Origin of the sequence: Chelativorans intermedius (assembly GCF_025398255.1) — a bacterium.
Classification (GTDB): domain Bacteria; phylum Pseudomonadota; class Alphaproteobacteria; order Rhizobiales; family Rhizobiaceae; genus Chelativorans; species Chelativorans intermedius.
Map to the genome: position 1 here is coordinate 101,499 of NZ_JAODNW010000017.1, position 17,636 is coordinate 119,134.

The window sequence follows — 17,636 nt, forward strand, 5'->3', positions numbered from 1 at the left end:
GTGCGAAGGAGAAATCTGACTAGCGAAGCCGGCGCAGGCGCACGGCAAAAAAACCATCGACATCGGCAAGCGCCCCGCCCCCGGCGGGCGTGGTGCGCAGCCAGCCTTGCGGGGCGATGAAATCCTCCGCGCCCGGCAGTTCCCCGGGCTGGATGGGGTCGAGCGTCACGTCTTGGCGCCGGGCAAGCAGCGCCTCCACCAGCGCCTCGCCCTCGGCGGGATCGAGCGAGCAGTTGGAGAAAACCAGGGGGCCGCCGGGCCGGACCAGAAGAAGGGCGCTTTCCAGAAGCTGTTCCTGCACCTGCGCCATCGTGGCGATGTCCTCCGGCGTCTTGGTCCATGCGACGTCCGGGTGTCGGCGTATGGTGCCGGTGGAGGAGCAGGGAGCATCCAAAAGCACGGCGTCGAAGGGGCGCTCCGGCCGCCAGCGTCTCAGATCGGACTCGACAAGCGTGGCGGCCAGGCCGAGCCGCTGCAAGTTGGCGTTCAGGCGCGCCAGGCGGCTGGCCGACTGGTCGAGCGCCGTCACCTGCGCGCCGGCCAGGGCAAGCTGCGCGGTCTTGCCGCCCGGGGCTGCGCACAGATCGGCCACCGCACGCCCCGTCACGTCGCCCAGAAGCCGCGCCGGCAGGCTGGCTGCGGCGTCCTGCACCCACCATTGGCCCTCGGCATAGCCCGGCAGATCCGGCACGGGCGCAGGCAGCCGTTCCACGCGCACCGAGCCGTTGGCCAGCACCCGGCCGCCCAGGCGCTCAGCCCAGAGGGAGGGATCGGTCTTCACGGTAAAGTCCACGGGTGGCTCCCGCCGGTGCGCTTCCATGATGGCGCGGGCCTGCACCGCGCCATAGACGGCGGTCAGCCGTTCGGCCAGCCAGTCCGGCGCGTCGCAGGTCTGCGCGAGGGCGCGGGGCAGGGTTTTCTGCCGGTCGCGCGCGAGCCTGCGCAGGACGGCGTTGACGAGCCGGGAAAAGCGGGCCGCCCGCGGGTCCGCCGCGGCATGGCTTACCGCCAGATCGACGGCGGCGCTGTCCGGCACGTCGAGAAAGAGAATCTGCGCAGCCCCCACATGCAGGATGTGCGAGAGGGCGTGCGCGCCGGCTGGCAGGGGGCGCTCCAGATAGCCCTGGAGCAGCGTCTCGATGGTGCGGCGATGGCGCAGCGCGCTGGCCAGAATGGCACGCACCAGCGCGCGGTCGCGCGGCGCGAGGGCCAGGAAATGCGGATGGCCGTGTTCGCCATCCGTCAGCGCGTCGAGCGGCGTGTGCGCGTCGACCACCGCGCCGAGCAGGCGGGCGGCGGTCCGGCGGGCGGCCAGCCCCGGCTTTTCGCCCTCCGGGCGGGTGGGCGGACGTCTTCCCCGGTGTGTCTTGCGCAGCGTGCCGCTGCCCGGTCCCTTCACGACCAGGGGCCCCCGCGCCCGCCCGCGCCACCCCACGGGCCGGCGGTGGACCCGCCGTCCCACGGTCCCTGCGTCGGACGCGGCCGGGCGTCGGCGGCACCCACCTGACGGGCCATCGCCTGAAGGGCGGCGATGCGGTTTTCCGTGTTGGGATGGGTGGAAAACAGGTTGTCCATGTTCTGCCCGGAAAGCGGGTTGACGATGAACATGTGCGCCGTGGCCGGATTGCGCTCGGCATCCGGGTTGACGACCTGCCGGGCGCTGCGGGCGATCTTGGCGAGCGCGGAGGCAAGCCACAGCGGCTGGCCGCAGATCTCGGCGCCGCGCCGGTCAGCGGCATATTCGCGGGTGCGGCTGATGGCCATCTGCACCAGCATGGCCGCCAGCGGCGCCACGATCATGGCGACAAGCACGCCGACAATGCCCAGAGGATTGTTGTTGTTGCGCCCGCCGCCAAAGAACAGCGCGAAATTGCCCAGCATGGAGATGGCGCCGGCCAGCGTGGCGGTGATCGTCATCGTCAGCGTGTCGCGGTTCTGGATGTGCGCAAGCTCGTGCGCCATGACGCCGGCCACCTCCTCCGGGGTCAGGCGTTCGAGAAGGCCCGTGGTGGCGGCAACGGCCGCGTTCTGCGGGTTGCGGCCGGTGGCGAAGGCATTGGGCTGCGGGTTGTCGATGATGTAGACGCGCGGCATGGGAAGGCCGGCATTGGCGGCAAGGCCGCGCACCATGCGATAGAGCTCGGGGGCGGAGCGCTCGTCCACTTCCCGCGCATGGTGCATTCTGAGCACCATCTTGTCGGCGTTCCAGTAGCTGAACAGGTTCATGCCCGCGGCGATGACGAGCGCGATCATCATGCCGCCCGTCCCGCCGACGAGATAGCCGACGCCCATGAAGAGCGCCGTCATGAACGCCAGAAGCATTGCCGTGCGAATCATGTTCATGGCCCGTGGCTCCATTCCCGCCCGCCCCTCTCCGGGGGTGGGGCGCATCACCCGTCTGCCGCCGTTTTGCCGTGGCGGCCGTTTCGCCTATATGATGGGAAGGCAGCCATGCATATTCAACAAATGCGCCATCCTGACGCGAAAGGACGATGCCGGTGAGCGAAGAGACCAAGAGGACGGAGGCGAGGCGCGACCTGCCGCCCGCCGCGCAACGGGCGTTGAAGGAGGCGGAGGAGCGCCGCCGCCAGGCTGCCGCGCGGCAGCCGGCACCACGCGAGATCGGCGGGCGGGACGGGCCTGATCCCGCCCGCTACGGCGATTGGGAGGTGAAGGGAATCGCCAGCGACTTCTGACCGGGCTCAGCCCACGAAGGCGCGCTCGACCACGAAATCGGCCGGCGCGGCATTGGAGCCTTCCTTCAGGCCGGCCTTCTCTACCAGAGCGCGCACGTCCTTCAGCATATCCATCGAGCCGCAAATCATGACGCGGTCGCTGGCCGGGTCCAGGGGGGGCGTGCCCAGCGCCCTGAACAGGGCTCCATTCTCGATCAGCGCCGTGATCCGGCCCATATGGGCCGAGGGCTCGCGCGTGGTGGAGGCGAAATAGTGCAGCCGGCCGGCAGTGAACTCGCCGATCAGCGGATCCTCGCGGGTGGCCGCGATCAGCTCCTCGCCATATTTCAGCTCCGCCACCTCGCGGCAGGTGTGGGTGAGAATCACCTGCTCGAACTTCTCATAGGTCTCGGGATCGCGGATGAGGCTGGCGAAGGGCGCGATGCCGGTGCCCGTCGAGATCATGTAGAGGCGCCTGGCCGGGGTGAGCGCGTCGTTGACCAGCGTTCCGGTCGACTTCTGGCGCATCAGAACGGTGTCGCCGGGCTCAATCTTCTGCAGGTGCTGGGTGAGCGGGCCGTCCGGCACCTTGATGGAGAAGAACTCCACCTCCTCGTCCCAGTTGGGGCTGGCGATGGAATAGGCGCGGAAGACCGGCTTCTCCGCATTCGGCAGGCCGATCATCACGAACTCGCCGGAGCGGAAGCGGAAGGTCTGCGGGCGCGTGATGCGGAACGAGAAAAGCCTGTCCGTGTAATGCCGCACCGAGACCACGCGTTCGGCATAGACGCCGGGAGGAATGGGAAACTCCAGCGCCTGGACGGCCTCGGTGTTGGGCATCGCAGCGGTGTTCATGGGCTGATCCTTTGTCCGTCGCGGTTCCAGCGTCCGCAAAGACCTATTTCAAAATGCGGCCGGGAAAAAGGTTTTGCATTCCGGATTTGCGGCGCGCGGGAGAAAAGCGGCACGGATTTGCGCCGTGCCGTAAAAGCCGCGCGCCACGCAACGGCCTCAGCTTGCCGCTTCCTCGGCCGGGGCTTCAGCCGCAGCCGCGGCCTCGGCGGCCGCCGCCCTGGCTTCCTCTTCGGCCTGGCGGGCGGCTTCGAGCCGCTCCTGCGCCTTCTTGCCGGGCAGCGCCTTCTTCGGGTTGTTGCGCGCCGGGCGCTTGGCAAGGCCCGCCTGATCGAGGAAGCGCAGCACGCGGTCAGTGGGCAGCGCGCCGTTGGAGAGCCAGTGCTTGATGCGCTCCTCGTTGAGCTTCACGCGCTCGGCTTCCTTGGGCAGCATCGGGTTCCAGGAACCCAGCTTCTCGATGAAGCGCCCGTCGCGGGGGGCGCGAACATCGGCCACCACAATGTGGTAGTAGGGACGCTTCTTGGAGCCCGCGCGGGCCAGTCGGATCTTCAGTGCCATGTGTCTTCCTTTCGATGATGGCTTTCAGGCCGGCACCATGTGCCGGAAACGCAAGCGCGGCTCGCCGCGCAGGGTGGTGGGCGGCAGGGGCGTCGCCCCCAGCCTTTTCGCTACCGCCTGGGACGGCAGATTCTCGGGATGCACGAAGCTCATCAGCGGCGGCAGGCCGCGGTCGCGCGCCCAGCACAGCACCCGCCGGGCGGCCTCCACCGCATAGCCCTTGCCCTCGAAGCCGGCATAGAGGCTCCATGCCAGCTCCGGCTCTTCGAGGTAGGCGGGGTGCCAGAGACCGGCGAAGCCCACCGTCGCGCCATCCTGCTTGCGGTCCAGGGCAAAAAGGCCGTAGCCGTTGAGGGCCCACTCGCCGGGCATCGAGGCAAAGCCGGTCCATGCCTGCCACGCGTTCTTCGGCCCGCCGATGTAGCGCGTGCGCTCCTCGTCGGCGTAGAAGGCGGCAAAGGCGGGAAAGTCTTCCTTCCGCCAGCCGCGCAGCACCAGGCGTTCGCTTTCCAGGACAGGGGTCATGCCTGCGCCTCGCCTCCCGTCGGCACGCCGTTGTGCTTCTCGGCAATCGCCTCGTGATGGCGGATCACCTCGTGGATGATGAAGTTGAGGAACTTCTCCGCGAAATCGGGATCGAGCTGCGCATCCTTTGCCAGCCGGCGCAGCCGGGCAATCTGCTGGCGCTCGCGCTCGGGATCGGCGGGCGGCAGGTTGTGCACGGCCTTGAGCTGCCCCACCGCCTTGGTGCAGCGGAAGCGCTCGGCCAGCATGTGAACGAGGGCGGCGTCGATGTTGTCGATGGAGGCACGCAGCTCCAGAAGCTGCGCCTTGACCGGATCCGTTTCAGCGCCCATCTCTTCCGCCCCTCATTTCTTCCGCCGCAGGCCGGGCAGGCCCGGCAGGCCGTCGCCCCCGGGCAGGCCCGGAAGCCCCCTGGGCAGGCCCCCCCGCGGAAGGCCGCCCGCCCCGCCCAGCTGCTTCTGCAGCGCTTCGAGCTCCTTCGGGTCCATCCTGGACAGATCGGGCATTCCGCCCATGCCCGCGGGCATTCCGCCGAGGCCCATCTTCTGCGCCATGCCGCCCATCAGCCCGCGCATCATGCCGCCCTTCCTTCCCTTGCCGCCCATGGCCTTCATCATGTCGGCCATCTGGCGGTGCATCTTGAGAAGCTTGTTGATCTGCGCGGCATCCGTGCCGGAGCCGGCGGCGATGCGCTTCTTGCGGCTGTTCTTGAGGATGTCCGGGTTGGCACGCTCCTGCGGCGTCATCGAGCGGATGATGGCGATCTGGCGGGCGAAGGTCTTGTCGTTCAGCCCGGCAGCGGCGAGCTGGTCCTTCATCTTCCCCATGCCGGGCATCAACCCCATGATGCCGCCCATGCCGCCCATCTTCTGCATCTGCTGAAGCTGCTCGGCGAGGTCGTTCAGGTCGAACTTGCCCGCCTGCATCTTCTTCGCCATGGCGGCGGCTTTTTCCTGGTCGATGGTCTCCGCAGCCTTCTCGACAAGGCTGACGATGTCGCCCATGCCGAGAATGCGGTCGGCGATGCGCCGGGGGTGGAACTCCTCCAGCGCGTCCATCTTCTCGCCAGTGCCGATAAGCTTGATGGGCTTGCCGGTGACGGCGCGCATGGAGAGCGCGGCGCCACCCCGCCCGTCGCCATCCATGCGGGTAAGCACAAGGCCGGTGATGCCGACGCGCTCGTCGAAGCTCCGGGCCAGATTCACCGCGTCCTGGCCGGTCAGCGAATCGGCCACGAGCAGGATCTCGTGCGGGTTCGCCACGCGCTTGATGTCGGCCATCTCGGCCATCAGCGGCTCGTCGATGTGGGTGCGGCCGGCGGTGTCGAGGATCACCACGTCATGGCCGCCGAGCCGTGCCGCCTGGACGGCGCGCTTGGCAATGTCGACCGGGCTCTGGCCGGCCACGATGGGCAGGGTGGCCACCGAGACCTGCTCGCCGATCTGGCGAAGCTGCTCCTGGGCAGCCGGCCGGCGCGTGTCGAGCGAGGCCATGAGCACCTTCTTGCCCTGGCGTTCGGAAAGGCGCCTGGCGATCTTGCCCGTTGTGGTGGTCTTGCCGGAGCCCTGCAGGCCCACCATCATGAGGACGACCGGCGCCGGAGCGTTGAGGTCGATCGTCTCGCCCTCGGCGCCCAGCATCTCCACCAGTTCGTCATGGACGATCTTGACGACCATCTGGCCGGGCTTGACGGATTTGAGCACCTCCGCGCCCACTGCCTTCTCGCGCACGCGCTCCGTGAAGGAACGCACCACGTCGAGCGCCACGTCGGCCTCGATCAGCGCACGACGCACCTCGCGCAGCGCGGCCGCAACGTCCGCCTCCGACAGCGCGCCGCGCCCGGTGAGGTTGTTCAGGATGGCGCCAAGGCGTTCCTGCAGGTTCTCGAACATCCGCGTTCCTCTTCGTCTCGCATCGCCAGACACGAGAGGTAATGCATCCGCGCCGGTGCTTAAACCTCCGGCAACGCCGAAAAGCACCCGGGGGCGCATCGCGCTGCCGGGTGTTGACCTCCGGGGTCGGTCTCCCTGCCAAGATTGAGGGGCGCCCCGGTCGGCTGCTCGGAGTTTGCACTCGTCGCTGATTGCGGCGCCTCTAGACAGGAAACCGCGCCGCGAGTCAAGCAGCGGGGCGCATTTTCGCGCCCGGCAGGGGGAGCTCCGGCCTGTCGCGGGCCCACACTTGCCTTCGGGAACCGACCTCGAAGGGGGTGGCTGCCGCCGTTCTCGCGAACACCCGGTGCGCATCCGGTTTCCGCGAGGGCGATGGGGCAGGAGAAGGGCGGCGGCTGCATGCAGGGCCTGGCGCTGGCGCGCTGCTTGCCATCGGCTTGCCGGCCGCGCTATTGGCGGCTGATTGCAAGAGACGGACAGGCCCGCATGCCCTTCAAGATCGCCACCTGGAACATCAACTCCGTACGGCTACGCCTCGGCCTGGTGCAGCGCTTCCTGGAAGAGCACCAGCCGGATGTGCTGTGCCTGCAGGAGACCAAGTGCCCGGACGACCGTTTTCCGCTCGCCGCGCTGCGCAAGCTCGGCTATCGCCACATCGAGATTCACGGCCAGAAGGGCTATCACGGCGTGGCCACCATCTCGCGCCTGCCGATGCGGCTGGTGGAAAAGCGCGGCTTCTGCGGCATGGGCGACAGCCGCCATGTCTCCACCCTGGTGGAAGCGGGTGGGCGGCGCCTGCTGCTGCACAATTTCTACGTGCCGGCCGGCGGCGACGAACCGGACCCGGAGGTGAACCCCAAGTTTCGCCACAAGCTGGACTTCCTGCAGGAAATGCACGCAGTGCGCCCGCAGGAGGACGCGGACACGGCGACGCTGCTCGTCGGCGACCTGAACATCGCGCCGCTGGAGACCGACGTGTGGTCGCACCGCCAGCTTCTCAATGTCGTCAGCCACACGCCCGTGGAGACGGAGGGGCTCGACCGGCTGCGCGACGAGGGCGGCTGGGTGGACCTTGTGCGCCGCCACATCCCGCCGCAGGAGAAGCTTTTCAGCTGGTGGAGCTATCGCGCCAAGGACTGGAGCTTCTCCGACCGCGGGCGGCGGCTCGACCATATCTGGTCCTCCCCCGGTCTGGTGCCGGCGCTGCGGCGCGTCGAGGTGCTGCGCGAGGCACGCGGCTGGGAGCGGCCCTCCGATCACGTGCCGGTGATCGCCGAGTTCGGCTGAGGCGCCCGAGCCTCACCGCAACGTGACTTTCCAACGAAACCCGGCAGCCGCTACTGTGCGGGCGACGTTCCGTGCACGGGCACGGACCAAGACAACCGGGGCGAAAGGACGGACGGGCGGCAGGACGATGACAACCCTCAGAGCGCGCATGGGCGCCCTTCTCTTGCTTCTGGCGCTTGCCGCACCCGCCTTCGCCGAGGCCACGGCACGGCCGGTCGGGGTGGTGGAGCTGTTCACCAGCCAGGGCTGCAGCTCCTGTCCGCCGGCGGATGCGCTGCTGGCCGAGCTGGCCGGACGGGACGACGTGGTGGCGCTTTCCTACCATGTCGACTACTGGGATTATCTCGGCTGGAAGGACACGCTTGCCACACCGGAAAACACCGCCCGTCAGCGCGCCTATGGGGCGGCGCTCGACCGGCCGGTCTATACACCGCAGGTCGTCATCAACGGGCATCGCGATGCGGTGGGCTCGAACCGCAAGGCGATTCTGGCGGCGCTCGACCGGCCGGAAAGCGGCGCGCTGAGCGTCGACATCGCGCTTTCCGCCCGCAACGGAAGCATCTTCGTCGATATCGGCGCGGCGGCCGGCCCGGCAGCGGCGGGGCTGGCCGATGCGCATGTCATCGTCGTCTATTACAAGTCCAGCGAGGTGGTTTCGATCGAAAGCGGCGAGAATCGCGGCCGCTCCGTCGACTACCGAAACGTCGTCACCGGCTTCCAGACGGTGGGCATGTGGCATGGAGATTCCATGCGCCTGGAACTGCCGAAAAGCGAGATCGTCAGGAAGGGCGGGCGCTGCGCGGTGCTGGTGCAGGCTTTCGATGCCGAGGGCCGCCCCGGCATCATATTGGGGGCGGCGCACTCGGGTTTCGACTGGTAATGCCAAAAAGAAGCCGGCGGCCAAGGCGCGCCGGCACGATCCGGTTCGGGATCGTTGCCTGCCGGGGGACCGGGCGTCTGGCGCCCGGAGTTGGTTCGATCCGGCTACGACACCGTGGGCGGGGGGGCTTGGGGTACGGCACCGTCTCCGGATCGAACCGTCTCAGGCAACGGTGGCATCCTTGCTTCAAAACAAGGCAGCAGCTTGAACAGAAGGCGGCGAGAATAAGGCAGGCGATCACCAAATCCGACAATGCGTTTTCGGGTGTGAGGACGCGGCGCGGCGTCGGGTGCGCCGCACCGCGCAAGAACGCAGATTCCCGAACGATTTCAGCGACATGCGATGTGGGAAACGGCGGGCGGCGGCGAGGCCGGTTCCGCCCGCGCGCGCCGACGCCGGAACCGGGCCGCGCCGTCGGTGCGCCGAGCTATGCGTGTTCGCGCCGGTTCTGGCGGTTGGCCACAAGATCCTCCACCACTGCGGGATCGGCGAGGGTGGAGGTGTCGCCGAGCGCGTGATAGTCGTCCTCGGCGATCTTGCGCAGGATGCGGCGCATGATCTTGCCCGAGCGTGTCTTGGGCAATCCCGGCGCGAACTGGATCTTGTCGGGCGTGGCGATGGGGCCGATCTCCTTGCGCACGTGGGCGATGAGCTCCTTCTTCAGCTCCTCCGAGCCCGTCTCCCCGGCCATCAGCGTGACGTAGCAGTAGATGCCCTGGCCCTTCACATCGTGCGGATAGCCGACGACGGCAGCTTCCGACACCTTTTCGTGGGAGACGAGGGCCGATTCCACCTCGGCGGTGCCCATGCGGTGGCCGGAGACGTTGATCACGTCGTCGACGCGGCCGGTGATCCAGTAATAGCCGTCCTCGTCGCGGCGGCAGCCGTCGCCGGTGAAGTACTTGCCCTTGTAGGTGGAGAAGTAGGTCTGCACGAATCGCTCATGGTCGCCATAGACCGTGCGCATCTGGCCCGGCCAGGAATCGACGATGCACAGATTGCCCGAACCGGGACCCTCGATCTCGTTGCCCTCGCCATCCACAAGCTGCGGCTGCACGCCGAAGAACGGCCTGGTCGCCGACCCCGCCTTCAGGTCGGTGGCGCCCGGCAGCGGCGTGATGAGGATGCCGCCGGTCTCCGTCTGCCACCAGGTGTCGACGATGGGGCAGCGCTCCTCTCCCACCACGCGGTAGTACCACTCCCAGGCTTCCGGGTTGATGGGCTCGCCCACCGTGCCGAGCACGCGAAGCGAGCGGCGCGAGGCACGGGTGACGAATTGATCGCCCGCCCCCATCAGGGCGCGGATGGCGGTGGGCGCGGTGTAGAAGATGTTGACCCTGTGCTTGTCCACCACCTCCCAGAAGCGGGAGGCATCGGGATAATTGGGCACGCCCTCGAACATGAGCGTGATGGCGCCGTTGGCGAGCGGCCCGTAGACGATGTAGCTGTGACCCGTCACCCAGCCGACATCGGCCGTGCACCAGTAGATGTCGCCCTCGTGATAGTCGAAGACGTACTGGTGCGTCATCGAGGTGTAGACAAGATAGCCGCCCGTGGTGTGCAGCACGCCCTTCGGCTTGCCGGTGGAGCCGGAGGTGTAGAGAATGAACAGCGGGTCCTCGGCCTTCATCTTTTCCGGCTTGCAGTCCGGCCTGGCGGCACGCGTCTCCTCGTGATACCAGAGGTCGCGACCCTCTACCCAGTCGATCTTGCCGCCGGTGCGGCGCACCACCAGCACATGGCGCACGCGCGCGCCGGCCTTCTCGGCGATGGCGATGGCCTTGTCGGCGTTCTCCTTGAGCGGAATCTTCCTGCCGCCGCGCACGCCCTCGTCCGCCGTGATGACGAAGTCGGACTGGCAGTCCTCGATGCGGCCGGCCAGCGAATCGGGCGAGAAACCGCCGAAGACCACGGAATGGATGGCGCCGATGCGCGCGCATGCCAGCATGGCGTAAGCGGCCTCCGGGATCATCGGCATGTAGATCGTCACCCGGTCGCCCTTCTTCACGCCGCGCGCCTTCAGCACGTTGGCCAGCCGGCAGACATGCTCGTAGAGCTCGTTATAGGTGATCTTCTTGTCGTCGTAGGGATTGTCGCCTTCCCAGATGATGGCGGTCTGGTTGCCGCGCTTCTTCAGGTGCCGGTCGATGCAGTTGTAGGAGGCGTTGGTCACGCCGTCCTCGAACCACCTGATCGACACCTTGCCCTTGAAGGAGGTGTTCTTGACCTTGGTATAGGGCTTGAACCAGTCGATGCGCTTGCCGTGCTTGGCCCAGAACTTCTCCGGATTCCTGATGCTGTCCTTGTACCACTTCTCGTAGGTCTCGCGGTCGATGAGCGCGTGCTTCTTCCACGCCGACTTGACACGATGAACATGCACTTCGGACATTTCCTCTCCTCCGGATGCTTTTCGACCGGCAGAACGCCGCAGGGGATGGGCGAACGCCTCCCGCGCGCATTATTACCATTCTTCGGTGGGCGACAATATTAGACAATGGATGTTGCGCCAAGGGCTGTCAGCAGCCGCCGGCGAGTGTTGCTAACAAACTGAAATCAAACAAAAATTTGCGCGCGTGAGAGCATTTTTCCTCTGGACGGTCAAGCCGCGCGGAGACAAAATCACAAGGTGCGAGCTTCACGGAAAGAGCAAGGGAACCCATGCACGAAAACAGAGAAATCCAACTGATGCTTGAAGGCTATGGGCTGACCACGGCCAAGGTGCTCTACCATCTTCCCGACCATCCGCACCTGCTGCAGACCTTCGTCTGGCAGCAATACGACATCGCGCCGAAATTCCCCGCGCTGCACCGGTTCATCGCCTTCTGGCAGGAGGCCATCGAGGGGCCGCTGCACTCGGTGACCTACACGCACCGCCGCCTCGTCGCGCCCAGCGAGTGGCGCAACGTGACAGGGGAGCTGGTGCTGCACTGACCTGACCGAGACGGGCAGAGGTGCTGCGCGCACCGAAGGCGCGCGGCGCCCGACCGCACGGAACCCGCGCACCGGGCTTCGTCGCGCCCGGTGGCGGTTTGCGGGCCGGCGGTCAGCCGCGGCTGCCGAAGATCGCCGAGCCGACGCGCACCGCCGTGGCGCCGAAGCGGATTGCGGTCTCGTAGTCGGCCGACATGCCCATGGAGAGCTTCTCCACCCCGGCCTCGCGGGCAAGCTTCTCCAGAAGCGCGAAATGGGGGCCAGGGTTCTCGTCGACGGGCGGGATGCACATCAGGCCCTCGATGGCCAGGCCGTGCACGGTGCGGCAGCGCTCCACGAAGGCCGCCGCCTGGCGCGGGTCGATGCCGGCCTTCTGTTCCTCAAGACCGGTGTTGACCTGCACATAGAGGCGGGGGCGGCGGTCCTGCCGGGCCATCTCGGCGGCAAGCGCGGCGGCGATCTTTTCGCGGTCCACCGTCTCGATCACGTCGAACAGGGCAACGGCCTCCCTCGCCTTGTTGGACTGCAGGGGGCCGATCAGGTGCAGCTCGATGTCGGGGAACGCCTCCTTCAGGGCCGGCCACTTGGCGCGCGCTTCCTGCACGCGGTTCTCGCCGAAGACGCGCTGGCCTGCCTCGATGACGGGGCGGATGTGCTCCGGCGCGAAGGTCTTGGAGACGGCGACCAGCGCCACCTCGCGCGGTTCACGGCCGGCGGCGCGCGCGGCCTCGGCGATTTTCTCGCGGACGGCTCGAAGGTTTCGTGCGGGCTCGGACATGGCGATTTCCAGGCTCTTCGGGGTCATCGTGCGGCCGGCGAGCAATAGCCGGAGTTGACGCTCGCCGCAAACCATGGTGAAGGTCCGCCGGAAACTTCCCTGCTTTTGTGTGAAGATCCAGCGATGGCAACCGAACGTTACAATCCGCGCGTATCCGAACCCCGATGGCAGAAGGCGTGGGAGGAAGCACGCCTGTTCGAGGCCGCGCAGGACGACGCGCGGCCGACCTATTACGTGCTGGAGATGTTTCCCTACCCCTCCGGGCGCATCCATATCGGCCACACGCGCAACTATACCATGGGCGACGTCGTGGCGCGCTACAAGCGGGCCAAGGGCTTCAACGTGCTGCACCCCATGGGCTGGGATGCCTTTGGCATGCCGGCGGAGAACGCCGCCATGCAGAACAAGGTGCACCCCAGGGAGTGGACCTACCAGAACATTTCGGTGATGCGCGACCAGCTCAAGATGATGGGGCTGTCGCTCGACTGGAGCCGCGAATTCGCCACCTGCGACGTGGAGTACTATCACCGCCAGCAGATGTTGTTCCTCGACTTCTACGAGAAGGGGCTGGTGACCAGGAAGACCTCCAAGGTCAACTGGGACCCGGTGGACCAGACGGTGCTCGCCAACGAGCAGGTGATCGACGGGCGCGGCTGGCGCTCGGGCGCCGAGGTGGAGCAGCGCGAGCTGGCGCAATGGTTCTTCAAGATCACCGACTACTCGGAAGAGCTGCTGTCGGCCATCGACGGGCTCAAGGACTGGCCGGAGAAGGTGCGCCTGATGCAGCGCAACTGGATCGGCCGCTCCGAGGGCCTGTCGATCCGCTGGGCGCTGACGGAGGAGACGGCGCCGGCAGGCGAAAGCGAGATCGAGGTCTACACGACGCGCCCGGACACCATCTTCGGCGCCTCCTTCATGGCGCTGGCCATCGACCACCCGCTGGCGAAGAAGGCGGCGCAGACCAATGCGGCGCTGGCCGCCTTCATCGAGGAATGCCGCAGGATCGGCACCTCGGCGGCGGCGCTGGAGACGGCGGAGAAGAAGGGCTTCGACACCGGCATCAGGGTGCGTCATCCCTTCGACCCGGAATGGACGCTGCCCGTCTACGTCGCCAATTTCGTGCTCATGGAATATGGCACGGGCGCCATCTTCGGCTGCCCCTCGGGCGACCAGCGCGACCTCGACTTCGCCAACAAGTACGGCCTGCCGGTCATTCCCGTGGTGATGCCGGAAGGCGCCGACCCGGCAACCTTCCAGATCACCGAGGAAGCCTATGGCGACGACGGCATCATGCTCAACTCGCGCTTCCTCGACGGCATGACGAACGCGCAGGCCTTCGAGGAGGTGGCGCGCCGCCTGGAGACGGCGACCCTGGCCGGCCGGCCGGTGGGCGCGCGCAAGGTGAACTTCCGCCTGCGCGACTGGGGCATCTCCCGCCAGCGCTACTGGGGCTGTCCCATTCCGATGATCCACTGCCCCGACTGCGGCATCGTGCCGGTGCCGAAGGAGGACCTGCCGGTCAGGCTGCCCGACGACGTTTCCTTCGACCGGCCGGGCAACCCGCTCGACCGGCATCCGACATGGCGGCATGTGACCTGCCCGAAGTGCGGCGGCGCGGCGCAGCGCGAAACGGACACGATGGACACCTTCGTCGATTCGTCCTGGTATTTCGCCCGTTTCGCCTCGCCGCACGCCGAAGGGCCGACCGACCGCGAGGCGGTGAACCGCTGGCTGCCCGTCGACCAGTATATCGGCGGCATCGAGCACGCCATCCTGCATCTGCTCTACTCGCGCTTCTTCACGCGCGCCATGCGGGCGACCGGGCATCTGGACCTCGACGAGCCCTTCAAGGGCCTGTTCACTCAAGGCATGGTCGTGCACGAGACCTATCGCTCCGCCGACGGGCGTTGGCTGGCGCCCAGCGAGGTGCGCGTCGAGAATGCCGACGGGCAACGCAAGGCTGTCGAGATCGCCACCGGCGAGACGGTGACGATCGGCGCGCTGGAGAAGATGTCGAAGTCGAAGCGCAACACGGTGAGCCCGGAGGAGATCATCGATTCCTTCGGCGCCGACACGGCGCGCTGGTTCATGCTCTCCGATTCCCCGCCCGACCGCGACGTGGAATGGACCGATGACGGCGCGGCCGGCGCGCATCGCTTCGTGCAGCGCGTTTGGCGGCTGGTGAGCGAGGCCGCGCCCGCCATTGCCGGAACGGTGCCGCAGGCGGCGAAGACAGGGGCGGCGGCCGCCATCTCCAAGCCGGCTCACAAGGCGCTGAAGGCGGTGGGCGAGGACATCGAGCGGCTGGCCTTCAACCGCGCCATCGCGCGCATCCACGAGCTGGTCAACGAGCTGCAGGGGCCGCTGTCGGGCTTGGGCGCGGGCGATGACGCCGCGCGCGCGGCGGCGCGCCAGGCGGTGGAAATCCTCATCCACCTGATCGCCCCCTTCATGCCGCACCTGGCCGAGGAATGCTGGGCCAAGATCGGCGGCGAGGGGCTGGTGGCGGCGAGCCGCTGGCCGGACTTCGATCCCGGGCTTGTGGTGGACAACGAGATCGTGCTGCCGGTGCAGATCAACGGCAAGAAGCGCGGAGATTTGACAATCGCCCGCGACGCGGATCAAGCTGCCGTGGAAGAAGCGGTCCTCGGGCTCGATTTCGTGCAGAAGGCGCTTGGCGGCGCCGCTCCACGCAAGGTGATCGTGGTGCCGCAGCGAATCGTCAACGTCGTCGCCTGAGGGGGGATGCCCTTGAACGCCGCCATACGTGCCTTCGCCCTGGCCGCTTCCGGCCTGCTTCTCGCCCTTGCCGCGGGCTGCACGGTGCGCCCGCTGCTGGCCGAGGCGCCGCCCGGCGCCGCGGTGCGGGAGACGGCGCGGCTCGACGCCGTTTCCGTGGCGCCGGTTTCCACGCGCCCGGCCCAGCAGGTGCGCAATCATCTCATCTTCCTCCTGCATGGCGGGGCCGGGGAGCCGGCAAATCCCGGCTATCGCCTGGAGCTGGACGTGACCAGCCGCGTGGGCTCGGCAGTGGACATCCAGAGCGGCGGCGAGGACGAGCCGACCGCGGGCACCGTCACGCTGACCGGCCGCTACAGGCTCATCGACAGCATCACCGGCGAGCCGGTGAGCGCCGGCACACAGAGCGTGAGCGCCGGCTTCGACAGGCCGCGCCAGGAGTTTGCCGTGCTGCGGGCCGAGCGCAACGCACAAGACCGGGCAGCGCGCGAGCTGGCGGAGTTCATCCACCTCGCCATCGCGAGGGATCTGGCGGGGCTGGACGGCCGCTAGGCGGGCTGTGCTATTATGGCGCTTGCGATTGATTGGAGCCTTTTGCCGTCGCTGTCCGGTGCGATCGTCATTGCGTCGTCATAGTTTTCGGTGAAACAGCCGCCAACGGAGTGCTTCGCCCATGGATTTTCACACGACACTCATGTCGGTCGCCGGCGTGCTGGGCAACCGCGTCTTCAGGCGCGATGCGGCTGCCGCGAAGGAGCCCCCGCATATCGTCGACCAGCTCATCGCCGAGCGGACGGTGCATCTTTCGCAGCACCCGTTGTGGCCGGTGGCCCGGCCGCTGCTCTATCGCTATTTCCACTACCGCCAGGCGCTGGCGATGGCCGACGAGATCGCGGAGCTTTCCGGCTGGGACGCCTTCACCTATATCAGCCGGCTTCTGTCGCTGAACGTGTCGGCCCGCGGCACCGAGCACATTCCCGAGCAGGGCAGCTTCATCCTGGCGCCCACCCACCCCACGGGCATCGCCGACGGCATCGCCATCTTCGACCTGATGAAGGAGCGGCGGCCGGATCTCGCCATCTTCGCCAACCGCGATGCGCTGCGCGTCAATCCGCGGTTCCGTGATCTCGTCATTCCGGTGGAGTGGCGGGCGGGCGAGAAGTCCCATGCCAAGAGCCGGGACACGCTGGAGATGACCGCCAAGGCCTTTTCCCAGAACAAGGCGATCGTCCTGTTCCCGGCCGGCCGCATCGCCTACTGGCACCAGGACCGGCTGACGGAGCGGCCCTGGCAGCCCTCGGTGGTGGCGCTGGCCAGGCGCTATCGCGTTCCGGTCATCCCGGTCAACATCACGGCGCGCAATTCCGGTCTGTTCTATCTGCTGTCGAAATATTCCACGGAGCTGCGCGACATGACGCTGTTCCACGAGCTTCTGAACAAGAAGGGACGCGCCTTCGAGATGACCGTCGGCAGGCCGATCCCGCCCGAGCGGCTGGAGGGAGAGCCGGCCGAGATCGCCGCCGCGCTGCAGGCCCATGCGGTGGCGCGGCTGGCCGATGACCCGACGGCGGAGTTCCAGCCGGGCCTTCAGGCAGACCCGGCCTGACGGCCTTACAGCATTTTGCAGCCAGATGGAATCATCTGGCGTCGCATAAATACAGCAAAAACAAACAGATGGGCCGGTTCAGCGTTTCATTGAAACGATGAACCGGTCTAGCGAAAGCCTGGCCGGGCTGCGAGCGGGCGCGCCCGCTGGCGCGCCGCCCGGTCTTCAGCCGATCTTCTGGCCCGTCTTCGCCCAGTCCGCCAGGAAGGCCTCAAGCCCCTTGTCGGTGAGCGGGTGCTTGACCAGCGCCTTCAGGACCGCCGGCGGCACGGTGGCCACATCCGCCCCGATGAGGGCCGCCTGTTTGACGTGATTGACGCTGCGGATGGAGGCGGCGAGGATCTCGGTCTCGAAATCGTAATTGTCGTAGATGGTGCGGATCTCGGCGATCAGCTCCATGCCGTCGATGCCCGTGTCGTCCAGGCGGCCGATGAAGGGCGAGATGAAGGTGGCGCCGGCCTTGGCGGCAAGCAGCGCCTGGTTGGCCGAGAAGCACAGCGTGACATTGACCTTGCGGCCGCTGCCGGTGAGCGCCTTGCACGCCTTCAGCCCGTCCATGGTGAGGGGCACCTTGATGCAGATGTTGTCGGCGATCTCGGAGAGGATGTCGGCCTCGCGCATCATCTCCTTGAACTCTACCGCCGTCACCTCGGCCGAAACCGGCCCGTCGACGATCTCGCAGATCTCCCTGGTCACCTCCAGGATGGGTCGCCCGGACTTCATGATGAGGGAGGGGTTGGTGGTCACGCCGTCCAGAAGCCCGGTTTCGCTGAGCTCGCGGATCTCGTTGACGTCGGCTGTGTCGACGAAGAATTTCATGTCTGTCTCCTCTGCTTGCCTGGCCGGGGCGGGCGGTGCGCCGCGCATCTCATGTAAGCCCGGCCTTGCTCTAATCCAAGAAACCGGCAAG

The 17,636-nt window shown here is 67.4% G+C and carries 17 protein-coding genes; 7 read left to right on the forward strand and 10 right to left on the reverse strand.

Annotation, left to right across the window (positions count from 1 at the left end; all coding sequences use genetic code 11):
- Positions 1-19: 19 nt before the first annotated feature.
- Positions 20-1,405, reverse strand: a complete 1,386-nt coding sequence (locus NYR58_RS13045; RefSeq protein WP_378074627.1) for an RsmB/NOP family class I SAM-dependent RNA methyltransferase — start codon at positions 1,403-1,405, stop codon at positions 20-22.
- Positions 1,396-2,343 (reverse strand): zinc metalloprotease HtpX, encoded by a 948-nt coding sequence (htpX, locus tag NYR58_RS13050; protein WP_261521294.1) that lies wholly within the window; start codon positions 2,341-2,343, stop codon positions 1,396-1,398. The genes NYR58_RS13045 and htpX overlap by 10 nt, the downstream gene beginning before the upstream one ends.
- 149 nt (positions 2,344-2,492) lie before the next feature.
- On the opposite strand from htpX, the gene NYR58_RS13055 reads away from it, so the two are divergent.
- The gene (locus NYR58_RS13055; protein ID WP_261521295.1) at positions 2,493-2,696 is read left to right on the forward strand and encodes a DUF1674 domain-containing protein; all 204 of its coding nucleotides are present in this window, start codon (positions 2,493-2,495) and stop codon (positions 2,694-2,696) included.
- Between the two features lie 6 nt (positions 2,697-2,702).
- Here the strand turns inward: NYR58_RS13055 and NYR58_RS13060 are convergent, their stop codons facing one another.
- From NYR58_RS13060 to ffh, 5 genes are all read right to left on the reverse strand, one after another.
- Positions 2,703-3,530, reverse strand: coding sequence for a ferredoxin--NADP reductase (locus NYR58_RS13060; RefSeq protein WP_261521296.1), 828 nt, complete (start codon positions 3,528-3,530; stop codon positions 2,703-2,705).
- Positions 3,531-3,686: 156 nt separating this feature from the next.
- On the reverse strand, positions 3,687-4,088 hold the full coding sequence (gene rpsP / locus NYR58_RS13065; protein WP_261521297.1) for a 30S ribosomal protein S16: 402 nt from the start codon (positions 4,086-4,088) through the stop codon (positions 3,687-3,689).
- A 24-nt stretch (positions 4,089-4,112) separates the two neighbouring features.
- Positions 4,113-4,613, reverse strand: coding sequence for a GNAT family N-acetyltransferase (locus NYR58_RS13070; RefSeq protein ID WP_261521298.1), 501 nt, complete (start codon positions 4,611-4,613; stop codon positions 4,113-4,115).
- Positions 4,610-4,945 carry a chorismate mutase gene (locus NYR58_RS13075; protein WP_261521299.1) on the reverse strand — a complete coding sequence of 112 codons (336 nt, stop codon included), beginning with the start codon at positions 4,943-4,945 and terminating at the stop codon, positions 4,610-4,612. Before NYR58_RS13075 ends, NYR58_RS13070 begins: the two co-directional genes overlap by 4 nt.
- Positions 4,946-4,957: 12 nt before the next feature.
- Positions 4,958-6,505: a signal recognition particle protein gene (gene ffh / locus NYR58_RS13080; protein WP_261521300.1), complete on the reverse strand. Its 1,548-nt coding sequence runs from the start codon at positions 6,503-6,505 to the stop codon at positions 4,958-4,960.
- Between the two features lie 486 nt (positions 6,506-6,991).
- On the opposite strand from ffh, the gene NYR58_RS13085 reads away from it, so the two are divergent.
- Positions 6,992-7,792, forward strand: a complete 801-nt coding sequence (locus NYR58_RS13085; RefSeq protein ID WP_261521347.1) for an exodeoxyribonuclease III — start codon at positions 6,992-6,994, stop codon at positions 7,790-7,792.
- A 127-nt stretch (positions 7,793-7,919) separates the two neighbouring features.
- A complete protein-coding gene (locus NYR58_RS13090) occupies positions 7,920-8,672 on the forward strand; it encodes a DUF1223 domain-containing protein (protein ID WP_261521301.1) in 753 nt (250 codons plus the stop codon).
- A 427-nt stretch (positions 8,673-9,099) separates the two neighbouring features.
- Here NYR58_RS13090 and acs read toward each other — a convergent pair whose 3' ends face one another.
- Positions 9,100-11,061, reverse strand: coding sequence for an acetate--CoA ligase (gene acs / locus NYR58_RS13095; protein WP_261521302.1), 1,962 nt, complete (start codon positions 11,059-11,061; stop codon positions 9,100-9,102).
- A 269-nt stretch (positions 11,062-11,330) separates the two neighbouring features.
- Between acs and NYR58_RS13100 the strand changes: the two genes are divergently transcribed.
- Positions 11,331-11,603 (forward strand): usg protein, encoded by a 273-nt coding sequence (locus tag NYR58_RS13100; protein WP_261521303.1) that lies wholly within the window; start codon positions 11,331-11,333, stop codon positions 11,601-11,603.
- A 112-nt stretch (positions 11,604-11,715) separates the two neighbouring features.
- Here the strand turns inward: NYR58_RS13100 and NYR58_RS13105 are convergent, their stop codons facing one another.
- A complete protein-coding gene (locus tag NYR58_RS13105; RefSeq protein WP_261521304.1) occupies positions 11,716-12,381 on the reverse strand; it encodes a YggS family pyridoxal phosphate-dependent enzyme in 666 nt (221 codons plus the stop codon).
- 123 nt (positions 12,382-12,504) lie between these two features.
- Here NYR58_RS13105 and leuS point away from each other — a divergent pair, with 123 nt between their 5' ends.
- The 3 genes from leuS (at position 12,505) to NYR58_RS13120 (ending at position 16,726) form a co-directional block, all read left to right on the forward strand.
- Positions 12,505-15,120 carry a leucine--tRNA ligase gene (leuS, locus tag NYR58_RS13110; RefSeq protein WP_261521305.1) on the forward strand — a complete coding sequence of 872 codons (2,616 nt, stop codon included), beginning with the start codon at positions 12,505-12,507 and terminating at the stop codon, positions 15,118-15,120.
- Positions 15,121-15,126: 6 nt separating this feature from the next.
- Entirely contained in the window at positions 15,127-15,672 is a 546-nt protein-coding gene (lptE, locus tag NYR58_RS13115; protein ID WP_261521306.1) for an LPS assembly lipoprotein LptE, read from the forward strand.
- A 121-nt stretch (positions 15,673-15,793) separates the two neighbouring features.
- A complete protein-coding gene (locus NYR58_RS13120) occupies positions 15,794-16,726 on the forward strand; it encodes a GNAT family N-acetyltransferase (RefSeq protein WP_261521307.1) in 933 nt (310 codons plus the stop codon).
- A gap of 165 nt (positions 16,727-16,891) precedes the next feature.
- Here the strand turns inward: NYR58_RS13120 and fsa are convergent, their stop codons facing one another.
- A complete protein-coding gene (gene fsa, locus NYR58_RS13125) occupies positions 16,892-17,545 on the reverse strand; it encodes a fructose-6-phosphate aldolase (RefSeq protein ID WP_261521308.1) in 654 nt (217 codons plus the stop codon).
- Positions 17,546-17,636 lie beyond the last annotated feature (91 nt).

What these genes read in the sequence shown, in the direction of transcription:
- NYR58_RS13120 (WP_261521307.1), top strand. Translation starts at nt 15,794, where the DNA reads ATGGATTTTCACACGACACTCATGTCGGTCGCCGGCGTGCTGGGCAAC.
- NYR58_RS13060 (WP_261521296.1), bottom strand. Translation starts at nt 3,530, where the DNA reads ATGAACACCGCTGCGATGCCCAACACCGAGGCCGTCCAGGCGCTGGAG.
- fsa (WP_261521308.1), bottom strand. Translation starts at nt 17,545, where the DNA reads ATGAAATTCTTCGTCGACACAGCCGACGTCAACGAGATCCGCGAGCTC.
- NYR58_RS13055 (WP_261521295.1), top strand. Translation starts at nt 2,493, where the DNA reads ATGCCGGTGAGCGAAGAGACCAAGAGGACGGAGGCGAGGCGCGACCTG.
- NYR58_RS13075 (WP_261521299.1), bottom strand. Translation starts at nt 4,945, where the DNA reads ATGGGCGCTGAAACGGATCCGGTCAAGGCGCAGCTTCTGGAGCTGCGT.
- NYR58_RS13070 (WP_261521298.1), bottom strand. Translation starts at nt 4,613, where the DNA reads ATGACCCCTGTCCTGGAAAGCGAACGCCTGGTGCTGCGCGGCTGGCGG.
- NYR58_RS13105 (WP_261521304.1), bottom strand. Translation starts at nt 12,381, where the DNA reads ATGTCCGAGCCCGCACGAAACCTTCGAGCCGTCCGCGAGAAAATCGCC.
- htpX (WP_261521294.1), bottom strand. Translation starts at nt 2,343, where the DNA reads ATGAACATGATTCGCACGGCAATGCTTCTGGCGTTCATGACGGCGCTC.
- NYR58_RS13090 (WP_261521301.1), top strand. Translation starts at nt 7,920, where the DNA reads ATGACAACCCTCAGAGCGCGCATGGGCGCCCTTCTCTTGCTTCTGGCG.
- NYR58_RS13100 (WP_261521303.1), top strand. Translation starts at nt 11,331, where the DNA reads ATGCACGAAAACAGAGAAATCCAACTGATGCTTGAAGGCTATGGGCTG.
- lptE (WP_261521306.1), top strand. Translation starts at nt 15,127, where the DNA reads ATGCCCTTGAACGCCGCCATACGTGCCTTCGCCCTGGCCGCTTCCGGC.
- NYR58_RS13085 (WP_261521347.1), top strand. Translation starts at nt 6,992, where the DNA reads ATGCCCTTCAAGATCGCCACCTGGAACATCAACTCCGTACGGCTACGC.
- ffh (WP_261521300.1), bottom strand. Translation starts at nt 6,505, where the DNA reads ATGTTCGAGAACCTGCAGGAACGCCTTGGCGCCATCCTGAACAACCTC.
- rpsP (WP_261521297.1), bottom strand. Translation starts at nt 4,088, where the DNA reads ATGGCACTGAAGATCCGACTGGCCCGCGCGGGCTCCAAGAAGCGTCCC.
- leuS (WP_261521305.1), top strand. Translation starts at nt 12,505, where the DNA reads ATGGCAACCGAACGTTACAATCCGCGCGTATCCGAACCCCGATGGCAG.
- acs (WP_261521302.1), bottom strand. Translation starts at nt 11,061, where the DNA reads ATGTCCGAAGTGCATGTTCATCGTGTCAAGTCGGCGTGGAAGAAGCAC.